The organism is Bacteroides sp. AM37-9 (genome assembly GCF_003603455.1).
GTDB classification, from domain to species: Bacteria; Bacteroidota; Bacteroidia; order Bacteroidales; family Bacteroidaceae; genus Bacteroides; species Bacteroides xylanisolvens.
In genome coordinates, this window is sequence record NZ_QTNF01000009.1 from 1 (window position 1) to 16,923 (window position 16,923).

The following is a 16,923-nucleotide window of genomic DNA, read 5'->3' on the forward strand; positions in this document are numbered from 1 at the left end:
GCAAAGATATGGCGGCTAACAACTTATGTCAAGGCGGAAAATAGAATGGTTACATACAATAAAAAGTTTTCTCATTGTTTTTTATTGTTAGATGGTTATTTAATATCTTTTTTTTCTGTTCGTTCGCTTCTGTATTCTTTGGGCGATGTATTGTATAATTTAGTAAATTCCCGGTAGAAATACGACTTGTTGGAGAAGCCTGATTTATACATGATTTCGGTGACGGTGAGCTTGGTAGTCTTTAGCAACCCGGCAGCATATTCCAGGCGGATGGTACGGACAAATTCGCTTGGGGTCTTTTCTGTTAATTCTTTGAGTTTGCGATACAATCCTGCTTTGCTCACTCCTATAAAGTCTGCTAGAGAATCCGGATTCATGGATTCATCGTCAATATTATCTTCAATGAACTTGATAATCTTGTTTAGTAATAGCTCATCTTCTTTGTGCATGGTGATTCCATCTCTTACAATAAGAGAAGAACGGCCCGATTTGAAATACTCTTTCATCAGAGAATATTTATTAATCATATTCTCTACTGCACTCAACACATGCCTTGGATGGAAAGGCTTCGGGATATACAGATCTGTACCATGATTATAAGCATTGATTTGGTCTTCAATAGAGTTTTTGGCAGAGATGTGGATAACAGGAATGTGCATTGTCCGTTCATTAGATTTCAATATGTCTGTCAGTGTAATACCATCTAGTTTAGGCATTAACACATCGCTGATAATGATGTCCGGTTGTTTTTGCTCTACTTCTTTCAGTGCCTCTTCTCCATTGCCAGCTTCGCGAACCTGATAGTAGGGAAGCAGAATATCTTTCAACAGTTCCCGGATATTCTTTTCGTCTTCTACAATCAGTATGGTAATTTCTTTCTGCTTAGGAATGAAAAGCATTTCACTGACCTCTGTTTCTTCTTCTGTAGGCTGACTTTCTTTTTCGGTATTCACGTGCATAGGAGGCAGGGATACATTGAATTCTACATATTCTCCCAAAGTACTTTCTATAGTGATTTCTCCACCTAATAATTCAGTCAGGCTTTTGGTTAGGTTCAGACCCACTCCGGTACTCCCGGCATGCTTCAGCTTACTGCTCTCGAAAATCTTAAAGCGACTGAATATTTCGCTCGTTTGCTTCTCAGTCAATCCCTTACCAGAGTTGCGTATACGGAAATGTAATGTTCCGGTAGTGGCATTCTGTCTTATTTCAGCATGAATATATCCTCCGGACGGTGTATATTTGAATGCGTTAGATAATAAGTTGAATATAATTTTCTCCAGCGAATTCCGGTCTGTAGTAAAAGACGACACTTCTTTACTTTTGAAACTAAAGTCTATTTTATTCTCTTCAGCAATTTCAGTATAGTTGTCTGACACATAATCAACGAGTAGGTGAATATCTACTTTCTCTGCATAGATAGCTGTATGTCCCGATTCTGCTTTCCGAAACTCCATTAGTTCGTTGATGAGTTTCTGCATCCGGTCGGCATTGTTCTTGATGATGTAGATATACCTTTTCGTATAACTGTCAAGGTCTGCTTTTTCCAGCAGATGCTGTGCCGGACCATATATCAGTGTTAGCGGAGTGAAGAACTCATGTGCCACGTTCGTAAAGAAGTTCAACTTCGATTCATGAATACGTTGTTGATTTTGCTTTTCAATATGTTCTAGTAAAATCTGGCGATTCAGTCGGATACGATTCTTGATGACAGACTGTGTTATATAAATAGCAATAGCAATTAAAATAAAATAGATAATAAAGGCAGTAGTACTTAGCCACCAGGGATAGGCGACATCCAGATGAAGAGAGTAGATTTGATTGCTCCATACACGGTCACCATTAGTACATTTTACTTCCAATTTATATTTCCCCGGAGGAAGTTTGGTGATGACGATATTGGGGTTGTTTTCGTTGTAAATCCATTCATCAGCGAAGTCAATAATCCGATAACTAAATTCGCAGTTCTCGTTGTTGATAAAGTCGTGTGTTGTGAACCCTAATGTAAGGTAAGGTTCGTCATAGGCAAGCCGGAGCGTATGATTAAGAATACGCTCGTAAATGTTTTGGCTGGTGTTATTAATTTTTAGACTATTCAAACTTAGAGTAGCAATATGGTCCCGTAAATGTATTTTGTTCTCATCGAAATAGTTCAGCCCACTGACTCCTCCGAAATACAACCATCCTGCTTTATCCTTAAAAATCGCTCCATCGGAAAATTCATCATTTTGTAATCCGTTTCTGGAAGAATAGTTAGTAATCTTTCCCGAAGATAGATTGATAAAAGAGATACCTTGATTGGTACTTGCCCAGATATTACCGTTTTCATCTTTTAGAATACCGTGAATCGTATTGTTGGGCAGTCCGTTATGATCCGTATATTCCATAATAGATGGCGGAATGTCTGCCGGAAACAATCGATTGAGGCCGTAACTGGTGCCTACCCAAATGCTGGCAGAATCTCCTTTGGTCAGATAGAGTATATCGTTGTTGGTTAGGGATAAAGTAGAGTCTATCTCATGAATTTGTTGGAAACATTCGGATGTGATATCGAACTTATTGATTCCGCCGCCTCGTGTGCCTAGCCAAAGTTCATTTTCATTATACCCGGCAATGACCGAATAAATGATGTTATTACTTGGTGAGGAAGGTCCGGGAGATTTATATTGTTTCATTTCTGTCACTTTATAACTTTTTCCTTCCCTTTGCAAGCTTAGTTTGATAAGTCCATAGCCGGAAGTGCCCAACCATAATAGTGAGTCGTTATGAGTGAACAGGATGCTGTATACAGCTTTGAAAGTCGGATATTCAGCAGGAATATTTAACTTCTTTACCTGACTGCTATTAAGTGGAATATAATTGATGCCCGTTCCCTCGGTCCCGATAAATATGTCTCCGGACATATTTTTTCGGATAGTATAGACAGAATTGGAAATCAATCCGTTGTCGGTTGACAGATAAGGTTCGACCTGCCGTTTCTGTTTGTCAAGCAGCAAAATTCCTTCTCCTTTGGTTCCCACGAGTATATTACCATTATCTTCTTCGCAAAAACAACGTACGGGATAATCAGTTTTTATGGTGTGGAATGGAGAACTGTGTTCATAGACTTCCAATACTCCTTGCCCGTCGGTGCCTACCCAGAGTATATTCTGCGAACCGATGTAGATGGTGAAAATGGGTGCTTTCGCTGGTAATTGAGGTAATTCCGTTGAAGTATTATCTTTCAGATTATACCTGATACATCCCCCTTCGATAAAGCTGATGAGAAGATACTCTTTGTGACAGATAACTTGCGAAACCGTTTTATTTTCCGGAATATCTATGCTATTCAGTATGCGGTTGTCCAAAGAAACGGTTAATGTCCGGTCATCGTTAATGATAAGATAATCTTGAGAAAGATAAATGCCGGAAATGAAAGCAGGTTGTTTGATTTCTTTTTTGAACGAGAGTTCGAGATTAGAGCTATGGACAGATAGTTGATAATGTAATAATTGTCCATGTTCTGTGAGGAAGAATACTTGGTCTTTGGCATCAATAACGAAGTTTTTGATGCCATCAGGCAGATTATTTTTCAATGGAACAAAGTCCTGTTTCCGGTCGTCAAAATAGAATAAACCTTGTTCTTTCACATAGCAGATAATGTATTTGCCGGAAGTGATACCCAGTAGGAATGATTTCTCTTGTTTGGGCGGATTGTTCTGCGTACCTAAATAATAAGGAGTAAATTGCTGTGTGGAACGTTTCCACCGGTTGACGCCATAGTCGGTAGATACCCACAATACAGAGTCATTTTGCTCGATAATTTGCCAGACCACATTGTTACTGATAGATCCTGCATTTTTATTATAAGAATAGGTTTTAAAGCTACGTCCGTTGTAGGCATTCAGCCCGTCCCATGTTCCTACCCAAAGCGTATGTTCCGAATCTTCCAGAAAACAATTCACTGAATTATTGGATAACCCGTCTGCATTCGAAATCTGTTTCACTACATTTTGGGAATGTAATAAAACAGGCATCAGGCATGAATAAATAAGGATGCAGATGTAGCGGAAATATGAGTGCTTTCGTAGAATCATGTCGCAAAGATAGAGAGGAAAAATAAGAAAACAAAGATAAAAATATGCTGTACAACACCTGTATACCCTTTTGAGAATATAGTGCACCTTTTCCGTTGTTGTGCAGGGTAGCTTTGTCATCAGAAATAAAAACAACACATATTTATTTAATAATTTGAAAATGGATATTGCAAAACGATTTCATCAAAACCCATTGTTGAAACCCTCCGACCTACAATCAGGAATAGAAGGTATGGAAATCACCTGTTTTCTGAATCCCGGCGTGTTCCGTTTCGACGGAAAAATTTGGTTATTACTGCGAGTGGCCGAACGGCCTGTGCAGAAACAGGGAGTTATTAGTTTTCCCGTATATAATAAAGATGGAAAAATAGAAGTGCTCTCTTTCGATGAGAATGACCCGAAACTGGATGCTTCTGATCCTCGTGTGATAGGATATGCAGGGCAGAATTATCTGACTACTATGTCTTATCTCCGACTGGTGTCGAGTGAAGACGGAATTCACTTCAAGGAAGAACCGGATTATCCTCCTATTTTTGGTAAAGGAGCATTAGAGGCTTTTGGCATTGAAGATTGCCGGGTGGCCACTACTGCCGATGGTTATTATCTTACGTTTACGGAAGTCTCTTCTGTAGCTGTTGGTGTAGGGCTGATTCATACTTATGACTGGAAAAACTATGCTCGTTATGGCATGATTTTCCCTCCTCATAATAAAGATTGCGCGCTGTTTGAAGAGAAAGTGAACGGAAAATATCTTGCACTGCATCGTCCGAGTAGCCCAGAGTTGGGTGGCAACTATATTTGGCTTGCCGAATCACCCGACCGGCTGCATTGGGGCAACCACTGTTGCATTGCAACTACCCGTCCTGATAGTTGGGACTGTGCCCGCGTGGGTGCAGGAGCGGCACCTATTCGTACAGAGGAAGGGTGGTTGGAAATTTATCATGGTGCGGACTATCAAAACCGTTATTGTCTGGGAGCTCTTCTACTTGATTTAAATGATCCTTCAAAGGTAATTGCCCGAAGTAAAGAACCTATCATGGAGCCTGTTGCTCCTTACGAACAAACCGGATTTTTCGGGAATGTAGTTTTCACCAACGGACATTTGGTAGAGGGAGATAAGATAAGGCTTTATTATGGTGCCAGTGATGAAGTAATCTGTGGGGCGGAGTTGTCTATTGCAGAGATTCTCTGTTCATTAAAGTCGTAATATAAATAAGATAGATAATGAATAAACTAAAAAGAGAGTATCAGTTCTTCAAACAGCAAACTTCTAATGTACGGGTCTTGCTGATGACTAATCTTCTTTATGCGCTGGTGCTTCCTGTAGTTGAGATTTTCGTGGGCGCTTATGTGATGCGCCATACCAGTGAACCGGTTTCGGTGGCTTTTTATCAGCTTTTCATATACATTGGTATCATCACTACCTCATTTGTGAATGGTTTCTTGTTGCGACATGTGAGTGTGAAGATTCTGTATGCAGGAGGGATATTAGTTAGTGGATTGTCGATGTTTGCCATGATGTTGGTAAAGTCATTAGGCTTTGTGGAATTGAGTATAGCCGGATTTGTACTTGGAGCTGCATCGGGCTTCTTCTGGACCAATCGCTATCTGCTGACTCTGAATAACACGACAGATGATAGTCGTAACTACTTCTTCGGGCTGGAGTCTTTTTTCTTTTCCATTACTTCGATTACTGTACCTTTATTGATTGGAGCATTTATCAGTCAGATAGATGGCAGAGAAATAATGGGATGCCTGATTGATATTAATGGAGCCTATCGGTTGGTGACGGTTGGAGTAATCATAGTGACTTTGTTTGCTGTAGCCGTTTTATGGCGTGGTAAGTTCGCCAATCCGGTGCAGAAGAATTTTCTGTATTTCCGGTTTTGCACACTTTGGAAAAAAATGTTGTTGCTGGCTTCCCTGAAAGGAATGGTACAGGGATTTCTGGTGACTGCTCCTGCTATTCTGGTTCTGAAGTTAGTAGGTGATGAAGATGTACTGGGTTTAATACAGGGAATCAGTGGTACACTGACAGCTGTTTTGGTTTATGTATTGGGACGAATAACCAAACCTGAAGACCGATCGAAAGTATTTATAGCCGGGCTACTTGTCTTTTTTATCGGTACTCTGTTCAACGGAATCTTGTTTTCAGTCACCGGAGTGATTATCTTTGTCCTCTGTAAGGTGATCTTTCAGCCATTGTTTGACTTACCTTATTACCCTATTATGATGCAAACCATCGATGCAGTAGTAAAAATCGAAAAAAGAAATGAATATACCTATATTTTAAGCCATGAGTTCGGACTATTTCTGGGACGTGCTTTTGGACTAATACTTTTTATGGTACTCGCATTTGTCATATCACAGGATTTTGCATTGAAGTATGCATTGATCCTGGTGGGAGCTTTGCAGTTGATTGCCTATCCATTAGCCCGGAACATCATCAGACAGAATCAAGCTATTCGCTAATATTTCAAAATCGTTAAATCGTCGTTGCAAACGAATGAATTATTATGTTGTACAGCACCTATATACTCTTTTGAGAATATAGTACACTCTATTTTTTGCGGGGTACGATAGTTTTGCCGGCAGAAAAACGATGAACGACCGATTTGGGAAAACTAAAAAAACGACGTATGATAAAACTAAAATCTGTAATCTATTTAATCAGTATGATGACACTAGCCGGATGCTCCGGACAAAAACAGGCATCCGTAGCTGTCGAAGAACAGAGCGGACAATGGATACTCGGCCCTTTTGTCCGCCCGGAAGGGGTGAATCCGGTGATTTCCCCGCAACCGACTACTTTCCAATGCCCGATGCGCAAGCAGCCGGTAAGATGGGAAGAGAGTGACACTTTCAATCCGGCGGCAACCGTCAAGGACGGGAAGATTGTGGTACTCTACCGCGCGGAAGACAACTCGGCGCAAGGCATCGGAAAGAGGACATCCCGCATTGGCTATGCGGAAAGTACGGACGGAGTGACGATGAGCCAAGCGGACGCACCGGTACTCTTTCCTTCCGAAGACGATTTTAAAGAAATAGAATGGGAAGGTGGTTGCGAAGACCCGCGTGTGGCAATGACGGAAGACGGATTGTACGTCATGCTTTATACAGCCTGGAACCGCAATCTTCCCCGCTTGGCGGTGGCTACTTCCAGAGACTTGAAAAACTGGACGAAACACGGACTCGCTTTTGCGAAAGCGTACAACGGGCGTTTTGCCAATATAGCAAGCAAATCGGCTTCTATTGTCACCGGAGTGAAAGACGGCAGACTGGTCATTGAGAAAGTGGCTGGCAAATACTTTATGTACTGGGGAGAGAATGCGGTATGTGCCGCAACTTCCGATAACCTGACCGACTGGGCTCCGGTACTGAACGAAAACAACGAACTAAGGGAGATAGCCAAACCCCGCAACGGATATTTCGACAGCCGCCTGACTGAGTGCGGGCCGCCGGCTATCAAGACAGTGAACGGTATTGTATTATTATACAATGGCAAGAACGGATACAAGGAAGAAAGGGACTCGGCATACCCCGCAGGCGCTTATTGTGCAGGGCAGTTCCTGTTTGACTCCAACGACCCTTATAAAGTACTCGACCGCCTGGATAAACCCTTCTTTGTGCCCGAAGCCGCTTTTGAAAAGAGCGGTCAATACAAGGACGGAACAGTGTTTATCGAAGGGCTGGCTTACTTTAAAAACAAATTATATCTCTATTATGGCTGTGCCGATTCGCAGGTTGCAGTAGCGATATGTGATGATAATATAGATTCGAAACTTAAAACACATAACTAATTTAATCTATGAAACATGTTTGTAAAATGAACACGGTTGTCTTAAAGTCGTTCAATGACCGGCTGAAGATAGCTACTGTTTCAGCTTTAATGGCAGGGACTTTCCTGTGTGTACCGTTTACGGTATATGCGGAAAGCCCTTCGGTATCGGGTATCGAACAGACCGTTCGGAATATCACGGTGAAAGGTGTGGTTGTTGATGCCGGCGGAGAACCGGTTATCGGGGCTTCGGTGCAACTGAAAGGTGCTGCCGGTGTGGGGACGATTACCGATGTGGACGGTAAGTTTACCTTGCCGGTTCCCGCTAATGGAGTGTTACAGATTTCCTATATCGGATACAAAACAGCAGAAGTGCGGGTGAACGGACAAGCCGGACTGAAAGTAACTTTGCAGGAAGATACCGAGACACTGGACGAGGTAGTGGTGGTAGGTTACGGTATTCAGAAAAAAGCTTCCGTGACCGGTTCGGTAGCTGCCATCTCTTCGGACAAGTTGATGGAAGTAAAAGCTCCCAGTGTGACGAATATGCTCGCCGGACGTTTGCCGGGTTTGCGTGCCGTACAGCGTAGCGGTAGCCCCGGTGATGATGGAGCTTCCGTCGATATTCGCGGATATGGAAGCATGCTGGTGATTGTAGACGGTATCGAGCGTGATTATACACAGCTCGACCCGAATGATATCGAGTCCATCTCTATCCTGAAAGATGCCGCCGCAGCGGTCTACGGTTTTAAAGGTTCAAACGGTGTTCTGCTGGTTACTACCAAGAAAGGGACGGAACAGAAGGTAAAGATAGAATATAACGGCTATGTAGGCTTTCAGAAAGTGACCCGCTATCCGGAGATGATGAATGCTTATGAGTATGCCTCTCTTTACAATGAAGCGATTCACAATGCCAACCCGTGGCGCGGAGCTTCCGCTTACTCGCAAGAACAACTGGAAGCTTACCGGAATGGTACGGCAGGTACGGACTGGTGGAGTGAGACGATGCGTAGCACCGCTCCCCAGACTTCACATAACTTGAGCCTGACAGGCGGTACGGAGAAAGTGAAATATTACATGTCTATCGGATATATGGACCAGGGCGGTATCATCCGTTCGGGCGACTGGAATTACCAACGTTACAACGTCCGTTCCAACCTGAGCGTGGAAGTGGCTAAGGGACTGAACGTGGAACTGCGTTTGAGCGGGCGCTTCGACAACCGCAAAAAGCCTTACAATGGCGATAACCTGTTCCGTTCGGCACAAATGGCCATCCCGACTTACTCCATGTATGCCAATGATAACCCGGATTATTGGGGAGCCGTAGGAGATATGGCGAATCCCGTGCATGTTTCCGATTCGGACGACAGTGGTTATGAAGACCGCCTGCGTCGCGAATTTAACAGCTCGTTGGCTATCACCTGGCAACTTCCCTGGGTGAAAGGACTGATGGCAAAAGCATTGGTTGCCTACGACTATACGAACAAGGAATGGAAAACGTGGCGGAAAGACCTCTCGGAATATACGTATGATTATGCGAATGAAGAGTATATAGAGAAAGTGGTTAATACCGCGCATCTGGAATCGAAACTGGAAAACTATGACAAACCGACCTATCAGTTCTCTATGAATTACAACAATACGTTTGCTAAAAAGCATAATATCGGTGCCATGCTCGTATGGGAAATGTATAATGACAAGAAGAACTGGGTGACCGGGACACGTGACTTTGCAATCGGGCTGATTCCTGACCTGGACTATGGGGATAAGACGAACCAGGAAGCTTCCGGTAAGACACAGGAAACAGCTCATGCCGGCTTGGTGGGACGTCTGAACTATGATTTCTCTAACCGTTATCTGGTGGAATTCAATTTCCGCTATGACGGAACCTATAAATTCCGTGCAGGTAATCGTTGGGGATTCTTTCCGGGTGTTTCATTGGGATGGCGTGTTTCCGAAGAAGCTTTTTTCAAGAAACTGTTGCCCGATATGGATAATCTGAAAATCCGTGCTTCGTACGCCAAAGTGGGAGATGAAGGAGATTTCGACGCGTTCCAGTATCTGGATGGATATACGTCTCACGGAAGCTATATCATGGGCAGCAACGGAGTGACTTCGGGCATGACTACGGTAGGTATGGCAAACCCGTGGCTGACCTGGTATGAATCGAAGATAATGAACATCGGCTTTGAGGCGTCTTACCACAGGGGACTGATTTCTGTGGAGTTCGACTGGTTCCGCAGAAACCGTTCCGGTCTGCCTGCCACCCGTGTAGGCTCATTGCCTACTATCTTCGGAGAATCAATGCCGCAGGAGAACCTGAATTCTGATATTAACACCGGATTCGAGATTGTAGTCGGGCATAAGAACCGGATTGGCAATTTCAATTATAATGTGTCGGCCAACTTCTCTACTACCCGGATTAAGTATGATTATGTGGAGCGGGCGGCTTCCACCAATATGTATGACGATTGGCGTAATAACACCAACGGGCGTTACAAGGATATCCGCTGGGGAAAGAAAGTAATCGGGCAGTTTACTTCTTTCGAGGAAATTTTGAACTCACCGGTTCAGGATAAGGACGGTAACCGTTCGCTGATGCCGGGTGATTTGAAATTCGAAGACTACAATGGCGACGGTATTATCGATGATAACGATACGCAACCCCTCGGACACGGTGCCACTCCTCGTATGTACTACGGGCTGAATATGTCCGGAGAATACAAAGGGTTCGACCTGACTGTCTTCTTCCAGGGAGCTGCCGGACACGATATTTATGTTAGCGGGGATATTCTCGACCCGTTTATCCAGCAAGGTTTGGGTAATGGGCTGGCTATCATGACCGACCGCTGGCACCGGGAAGACCCGACCGACCCTTATAGCAAATGGATTCCGGGATATATGCCTGCCGCACGCGTGGCAGGTGTCGCCGATAACCGTTCCAGTAACTCGTGGTCATTGCACAACGCAAGTTACCTGCGCCTGAAAACCTTGGAACTGGGATACACGCTTCCTAAAGTCTTGACAAAAAAGGCGGCTATCGACCGGGTGCGTTTCTATATCAATTGCAATAACCTGCTGACTTTCACCAAGCGTGACGGACTGATGAAGAACGTCGACCCCGAAAGCAATTCCAGTGGAATACGCTATTATCCGCAGATGAAGACGTATAACTTTGGCGTAAATGTAACCTTCTAAAACCAGTAAAGACAATGAATAGGAATTATCTGAAATATATATTGATAGGCGGGGCATCCATCTTCGTATGGACGGGATGCGATGATTATCTGAACCGTGAGAGTACCAGCGGTGTTAACACACCGGATTTGATTTGGCAAAATCCGAAAGCAATCACAGCCGTATTGGCGGATATGTATGACTCGGGACTGAAACTGGATGAGTTTGATGACTGGTATGGAAGCAAGAAAGCGAACCTGGCGAATCAGACCAGCCTCTCGGATGAGGCTACCGCCAGTTATCAGAAGGAGAGCGCATTCGACAAGTCGAACTCTACTTATTCTTATGGCGACTATGTATTCAACGACGACATGGTGACCCGCTACAAGCAAATCCGTATTGTGAATAACTTCCTGCTGAATATTGAGAAAACTTCCGTATTGAGTGAGGATGAGAAAGAAGAACTCGGTGCAGAAGCCCGCTTCATCCGTGCTATGCAGTACTTTGGACTGGTGAAACGTTATGGGGGCGTTCCTTTGCAGACTGTTCCGCAAGAATATACCGCAGGAAATACGGAAGCTCTTTACCAGGCTCGTGATACGGAAGCCGCGACCTATGATTTCATTATCAATGAATGTAAAGCTATCTATGAATCATTGCCGGAAGTACGCAGCAGTGATGCCAAATACCGCGCAAATCGTGGAACGGTGCTTGCCTTGTGGTCACGTGCCGCACTGTATGCCGGTACTATCGCTAAGTATTCCAAAACGCTGACTCTGACAGGCGAGGCTGTTTCCAAAGGATATGTGTATATTCCCGAGACAGAAGCGGAACGTTACTTTGACGAATGTTACACTGCTTCATCGAAGATTCTGGATGAAATGGTTCCCCGTGTGTATAGCTTGTATAAATCGACCGGTACGGAAGCGGAAGAGCTGGCGCAGAACTTTTACAATCTCTTTTCCAAAGCAGTGAATGGGGATAACGGAGAATATATTTTCCAGAAACAGTATAATGTGGCTGCCGGTAAAGGGCATATGTGGGATAAGCTGAATGTTCCTTTCTCTTATCGTGGCGACGGTTGGGGATGCGGCATGTCACCGGTACTGGAAATGGTAGAGGAATTTGAATATATTGACGGTACGGAAGGGAAGCTGAAGATGAAAGACAGCGGTGGAAAAGCTATCAGCTATGATAGCCCGTATGACATCTTTAAGAATAAAGACCCTCGCTTATTAGGTTCGGTTTACCTGCCCGGTGCTGATTATAAAGGATACGGCGGCGGTAAAATCGAATGGATACGCGGTGTCATCAACGGACAGGATGGGATAGGAACCAAGTATGAAGCTTCCGCCCAACCGGATAAGGAGAACAAGGTCGTAATAGACGGACAGACTTATAATACTTCGGGAAAAGACGGTGGCTCGTTAAGTGTAGGCGACGCCAGTAAGACGGGGTTCTATCAGCGTAAATTCCTGGATGAAAGTCTGACGGACTATACGGACATCGACGCAAAACGTTCTTCTACTCCCTGGGTGGTTTTCCGTCTGGCAGAAATCTATCTGAATCGTGCAGAGGCTTGCATGGAATTGAATCAGCACCTAGACGTGGCATTGAAAGATATCAATGAGATTCGCGGCAGGGCAGGCATCAAACTATTGACTGCCGGTAACCTGACGCTGGATAAAGTGCGCCATGAACGGAAAGTGGAACTTGCTTTTGAGAAGCATCGTTACTGGGATTTGAAACGTTGGCGCCTGGCTCATCTGGATGTAAGCAAAGGTGGTTTGACCAATTTCCGCGGCACGGCTCTCTGTCCGTATTACAATGTCAAGAGCGGCAAGTACACCTTTGAAACCGGTGTGCCCGAAAAGAGAAAGCGTCTTTTCCTTGAAAAGAACTACTATACGGTGTTCCGTGCCGAGGACTTGAGTACGAATCCGTTGATGGTACAGAATCCGGGTTACGGTAATTGATACGTCCAATTGTAAGTTTAAAGAAGAAACGATATGAATAAAATAATAAACATAGGATTGACTGCATTATTCGCCTGTTTCGTGGCGGCATGCGAAAATGACATCGATAATTATGATGCACCGAACGGTGGCGTGTATGGCACTATCTATGATAAGGAAACGAATGAACCGGTTCCTATGCCTGTGCCGGGAAGTAGCGGTGTGATGATGAGTTTGTACGAGCAGAATACGGGGGCTACCGCCTCTGTTGATTTCCGTGCCCGCCAGGATGGAACGTTTGAGCATACGAAGGTGTTCAATGGCAGCTATCGTATTCAGGCAAAGGATGGCCCTTTTGTCGGGGTATGTGAGGGATATGTCACCGTAAACGGACAAACGCAGGTTGATTTGTACACAATCCCGTTCTCGCGTATTAGCCTTGATGTGTCTGTATCGGCAGATAATAAGTTGACACTGACCTATGATGCGAAAACATCGAACGAGACATTGCAACTGACGGATGTTTCCGTTATATGGAATTATGCTCCGGGAGTGGATGTGAACAATGCAAACCATGCCACCCTCTCTTCACTGGGGACAAAGGCCAGTGGCACGCACGTCATCGACCTGATGAGTGATACTGAATTTATAGAGAATCATTATAAGATTGTTTCCAACAAGAATAGGGTGTATGTACGTGTTGCGGCTACGGTGACAGCAGAAAGCAAACCGTATGTGAATTACAGCCGGGTAGTGGAAGTAATTGTGAATGATATAAGATAAACGATAAAAAAGAAGGTAACAATGAAATATAAATTCTATTTATTACTGCTACTGTTGGCGGGCGGTTTGTTTGCCGGTTGCAGTTCGGACGATGACGGTGTGACCCCGCCGGACGAAAAGGACGGGGTATTGGTAAAAGTCATGTCTTACAATATATATAGCGGGCAGAAAGCTTATTCCGGGAAAAAGGGAATGGAAGCGATTGCCCAAGTGATTAAAAAGATAAATCCGGACTTGGCAGGTTTGCAGGAGTTTGAGACGAAGACTAACAAGGTGGAGAAAGCGGATATTATCGCCCTGATGAAAGAAGTGACCGGAATGCCTTATGCTTTCTTTGTCAAAACCCGTGATGTGGACGGCGGCGAGTATGGAAACCTGATTCTCTCGAAATATCCGATAAGTGATGAAGTGAATTATGATTTGCCGAGAATAGAGACAGTGGAAGATGTCTACCCGCGTTCGATGGGCGTAGTGAAAACAGAAAAAGATGGAAAGGATTTCTATTTCGGAGTGACGCACCTGTCTCATGTGGGCAACGAAACTAACCGTATCAACCAGACTACAACGATTATCGAAAAGACAAAGGGCTTGGATGAGCCAATGATATTGACTGGTGATTTCAATGCTTTAGCCGACTCCGGCCCGATGAAGATATTGTATGAACGTTTTGAAATCGGTTGCTTGAACGGGAACTATGGACTGACAACGGGAACGCCCGTTCCGGTGAAAGCGATTGATTTCGTATTGTACACTCCGGATGAAGGAATGTCTCCGAAAGCCTATGATGTGCATTATGATGCTTATGTAGAATCAGACCACTTTCCGGTGGTAGCTACGTTTAGTATAAACGATTAACCTAAAAAGACAGAAACATGAAAACATTGATACTTCATTTGAAACGGTTTTCTATCTATTCCCTGATGTTTGCGTCAGTCGGTTTTGCCGCTTGCGAGGATGAGAACCGGCAGGATATGACGCCTGAAATAGGTGAGGGCGAGGCCACTCCCAAAATCACTATGTACACACCGACAGCCGGTGGGAAGTCTACAAGCCTGACTTTATACGGTACGCATTTCGGCACGGATTTGGATAATATCCGCGTGACAGTCAACGGGGTGGACGCCGAAGTGACGGGTGCGTTGGGGAATATTATTACTGCCAATGTACAGAGAGGTTCCGGCTCCGGTCCGGTGAAAGTGTATATCGGTCAGGGAGAAGCTGCGCAAGAACTGACATATAAAACGGAGTTTGAGTATTCTCAGTCTCCTATTGTAAGTACTTATATCGGCAGTTATGTTCCTTCCGCAAAAACGGAGAAGAAAGAGGGGGCCCTCATGGAAGCGGTTCTTTGGAAACCGGGTTCTATCGCTTTCGATAAGGAAGGTGCTTTGTATATCGTGGAAGATGATGACCGTGATATCCGTATCGCGAAAAATAATCAGGTCGCTACTTTCTTACGCGGAGATGGAACCGGTGGAACTGTATTCAGAATGATGAATATCGCTTTCTCATCGGATGGCAATACTTTATTCTTGTCCAATGATGCCAACGCTTCGGGCAATGCGCATATTGCAACAATGCCATGGAGCAATGATACGCATCAGTATGATGCTGCTAATCTGTCTGCAATATGGTCAGTCACTCCCTCTTTGGGAAATGGAGTTACTAATGTAGGTGTGCATCCTGTCACGGGAGAGGTTTTCTCCGTAGCTCATGGAAATGCCATGATTTACAAATATGACCCGGAGCAGAATACGATGGTGGCAACCGGTGTGCAACTTCCCGATGCAGAAGATAAAAATGCGGCGAAAGTAAAAATCCGCTGTATTCTTTTTGACAAGGCAGGAACTACCGTGTATATGAGTTCACAGGAAAAAGATGTGATTTATAAAGGGGATTACGACATGTTGACAGGCGAATTCTCTAATCTCCATATTTGGGTAGGGCAGTATGAGAAAGCAGGTTTTACAGAAGGTCAGGGAAATGAAGCCAAACTGGAAGAGCCTTGCCAGATGGATTTGGATGAAGAGGGAAATATTTATGTAGCAGTCCGCAAAAAGCATCGTATAGCGAAAATCACCCCTGACGGCATGTTGACAAATTACACAGGTACGGGCACTTCCGGTACGACGGACGGTCCGTTGGATAAAGCGCAATTCAACCATCCGGAAGGTGTACAGTTCGGTCCGGACGGAGCATTGTATATTTCAGATTATTGGAATCATAAGATTCGTAAGATAGAAAAGGATTAATTTTGTATCAGGTAGAAAAGATTGTTTTTCAGGATAACATTCACTTATTAATTGGTCGTATATGAATTTTAGAATATGCATTTCATTGTTTCTATTGTGTTGTTTGTTACAACCCTCAACGGCACAGAAACCTGTGACAAAACCGAAAGAGGTCACAGTAAAAGCTATGACTTACAACACGTATAGCGGTCGTAAACAAGGAATTGATAAGATAGCCGAAGTCATTAAAAAAGAGAACCCGGATATCGTTTCACTCCAGGAAATAGAAAGAAACACGGAGATTAACCCTTGGGATACTCCGAAAAAACTGTCGGAACTGACGGGGATGAAATATTATTATTTTGCCCATGCGCTCGATATTCCGACTGGCGGAGATTACGGAAATGTGATTCTTTCCAAATATCCGGTTTCCGAGGAAAAGAGTTTTAAGTTGAGTGTACTGAAAGAAGGCGATTATGTCCGTTCTTTCGGCTATGTGAAAGTTGCGAAGGAAGGCAAAGAATTCTATTTCGCTACGACACATCTGGACCATAAATACGAAGATGCTGCCCGTCTGAAACAGGTTGATGAAATTCTTGCGTGTGTGGAGCAACTGGATAAACCTGTTATCTTGGGGGGAGATTTGAATTCCCGCCGTGGTTCTGCTACCATGGCTGCTTTTCAAAAGTATTTCACCGTAAATTGTTTGAGTGATGGTGCTCCATGGACAGTACCCGTTCCAAGTCCGGCTTACGCATGTGACTGGTTGATTTATGCGCCAAACGAGGCTTTTACGGTGAAGGCGTATAATGTTTGTTATTGGGCGGATAAGGAATCAGACCATTATCCGGTAGTGGCTACTTATCTTATCAAATAAGAGGGTGTTCTGACATGCTTATGATTCTTTTTATATAAACCGAATT

10 protein-coding genes are annotated in these 16,923 nt (G+C 44.1%); 9 read left to right on the forward strand and 1 reads right to left on the reverse strand.

Annotated features, from left to right (window positions below):
* Positions 1-95: 95 nt before the first annotated feature.
* Positions 96-4,076, reverse strand: coding sequence for a hybrid sensor histidine kinase/response regulator transcription factor (locus DW862_RS08135; protein ID WP_182019481.1), 3,981 nt, complete (start codon positions 4,074-4,076; stop codon positions 96-98).
* A 160-nt stretch (positions 4,077-4,236) separates the two neighbouring features.
* Between DW862_RS08135 and DW862_RS08140 the strand changes: the two genes are divergently transcribed.
* From DW862_RS08140 to DW862_RS08180, 9 genes are all read left to right on the forward strand, one after another.
* Positions 4,237-5,283: a glycoside hydrolase family 130 protein gene (locus DW862_RS08140; protein ID WP_117809037.1), complete on the forward strand. Its 1,047-nt coding sequence runs from the start codon at positions 4,237-4,239 to the stop codon at positions 5,281-5,283.
* A 17-nt stretch (positions 5,284-5,300) separates the two neighbouring features.
* On the forward strand, positions 5,301-6,548 hold the full coding sequence (locus tag DW862_RS08145) for an MFS transporter (RefSeq protein ID WP_117809036.1): 1,248 nt from the start codon (positions 5,301-5,303) through the stop codon (positions 6,546-6,548).
* A gap of 167 nt (positions 6,549-6,715) precedes the next feature.
* A complete protein-coding gene (locus DW862_RS08150) occupies positions 6,716-7,876 on the forward strand; it encodes a glycoside hydrolase family 130 protein (protein WP_182019479.1) in 1,161 nt (386 codons plus the stop codon).
* Between the two features lie 8 nt (positions 7,877-7,884).
* Positions 7,885-11,052 carry a TonB-dependent receptor gene (locus DW862_RS08155; RefSeq protein ID WP_120067730.1) on the forward strand — a complete coding sequence of 1,056 codons (3,168 nt, stop codon included), beginning with the start codon at positions 7,885-7,887 and terminating at the stop codon, positions 11,050-11,052.
* A 14-nt stretch (positions 11,053-11,066) separates the two neighbouring features.
* Entirely contained in the window at positions 11,067-13,007 is a 1,941-nt protein-coding gene (locus tag DW862_RS08160) for a RagB/SusD family nutrient uptake outer membrane protein (RefSeq protein ID WP_117809034.1), read from the forward strand.
* 33 nt (positions 13,008-13,040) lie between these two features.
* Positions 13,041-13,769 carry a DUF3823 domain-containing protein gene (locus DW862_RS08165; protein WP_117809033.1) on the forward strand — a complete coding sequence of 243 codons (729 nt, stop codon included), beginning with the start codon at positions 13,041-13,043 and terminating at the stop codon, positions 13,767-13,769.
* A 21-nt stretch (positions 13,770-13,790) separates the two neighbouring features.
* Positions 13,791-14,624 carry an endonuclease/exonuclease/phosphatase family protein gene (locus DW862_RS08170; RefSeq protein ID WP_120067733.1) on the forward strand — a complete coding sequence of 278 codons (834 nt, stop codon included), beginning with the start codon at positions 13,791-13,793 and terminating at the stop codon, positions 14,622-14,624.
* A 17-nt stretch (positions 14,625-14,641) separates the two neighbouring features.
* Positions 14,642-16,021 carry an SMP-30/gluconolactonase/LRE family protein gene (locus tag DW862_RS08175; protein ID WP_117809031.1) on the forward strand — a complete coding sequence of 460 codons (1,380 nt, stop codon included), beginning with the start codon at positions 14,642-14,644 and terminating at the stop codon, positions 16,019-16,021.
* Between the two features lie 61 nt (positions 16,022-16,082).
* The gene (locus DW862_RS08180) at positions 16,083-16,877 is read left to right on the forward strand and encodes an endonuclease/exonuclease/phosphatase family protein (protein WP_117809030.1); all 795 of its coding nucleotides are present in this window, start codon (positions 16,083-16,085) and stop codon (positions 16,875-16,877) included.
* Positions 16,878-16,923 lie beyond the last annotated feature (46 nt).

Coding starts and splice junctions, on each gene's coding strand:
- DW862_RS08170 (WP_120067733.1), top strand. CDS start 13,791: ATGAAATATAAATTCTATTTATTACTGCTACTGTTGGCGGGCGGTTTG.
- DW862_RS08140 (WP_117809037.1), top strand. CDS start 4,237: ATGGATATTGCAAAACGATTTCATCAAAACCCATTGTTGAAACCCTCC.
- DW862_RS08160 (WP_117809034.1), top strand. CDS start 11,067: ATGAATAGGAATTATCTGAAATATATATTGATAGGCGGGGCATCCATC.
- DW862_RS08180 (WP_117809030.1), top strand. CDS start 16,083: ATGAATTTTAGAATATGCATTTCATTGTTTCTATTGTGTTGTTTGTTA.
- DW862_RS08135 (WP_182019481.1), bottom strand. CDS start 4,076: ATGATTCTACGAAAGCACTCATATTTCCGCTACATCTGCATCCTTATT.
- DW862_RS08150 (WP_182019479.1), top strand. CDS start 6,716: ATGATAAAACTAAAATCTGTAATCTATTTAATCAGTATGATGACACTA.
- DW862_RS08145 (WP_117809036.1), top strand. CDS start 5,301: ATGAATAAACTAAAAAGAGAGTATCAGTTCTTCAAACAGCAAACTTCT.
- DW862_RS08165 (WP_117809033.1), top strand. CDS start 13,041: ATGAATAAAATAATAAACATAGGATTGACTGCATTATTCGCCTGTTTC.
- DW862_RS08175 (WP_117809031.1), top strand. CDS start 14,642: ATGAAAACATTGATACTTCATTTGAAACGGTTTTCTATCTATTCCCTG.
- DW862_RS08155 (WP_120067730.1), top strand. CDS start 7,885: ATGAAACATGTTTGTAAAATGAACACGGTTGTCTTAAAGTCGTTCAAT.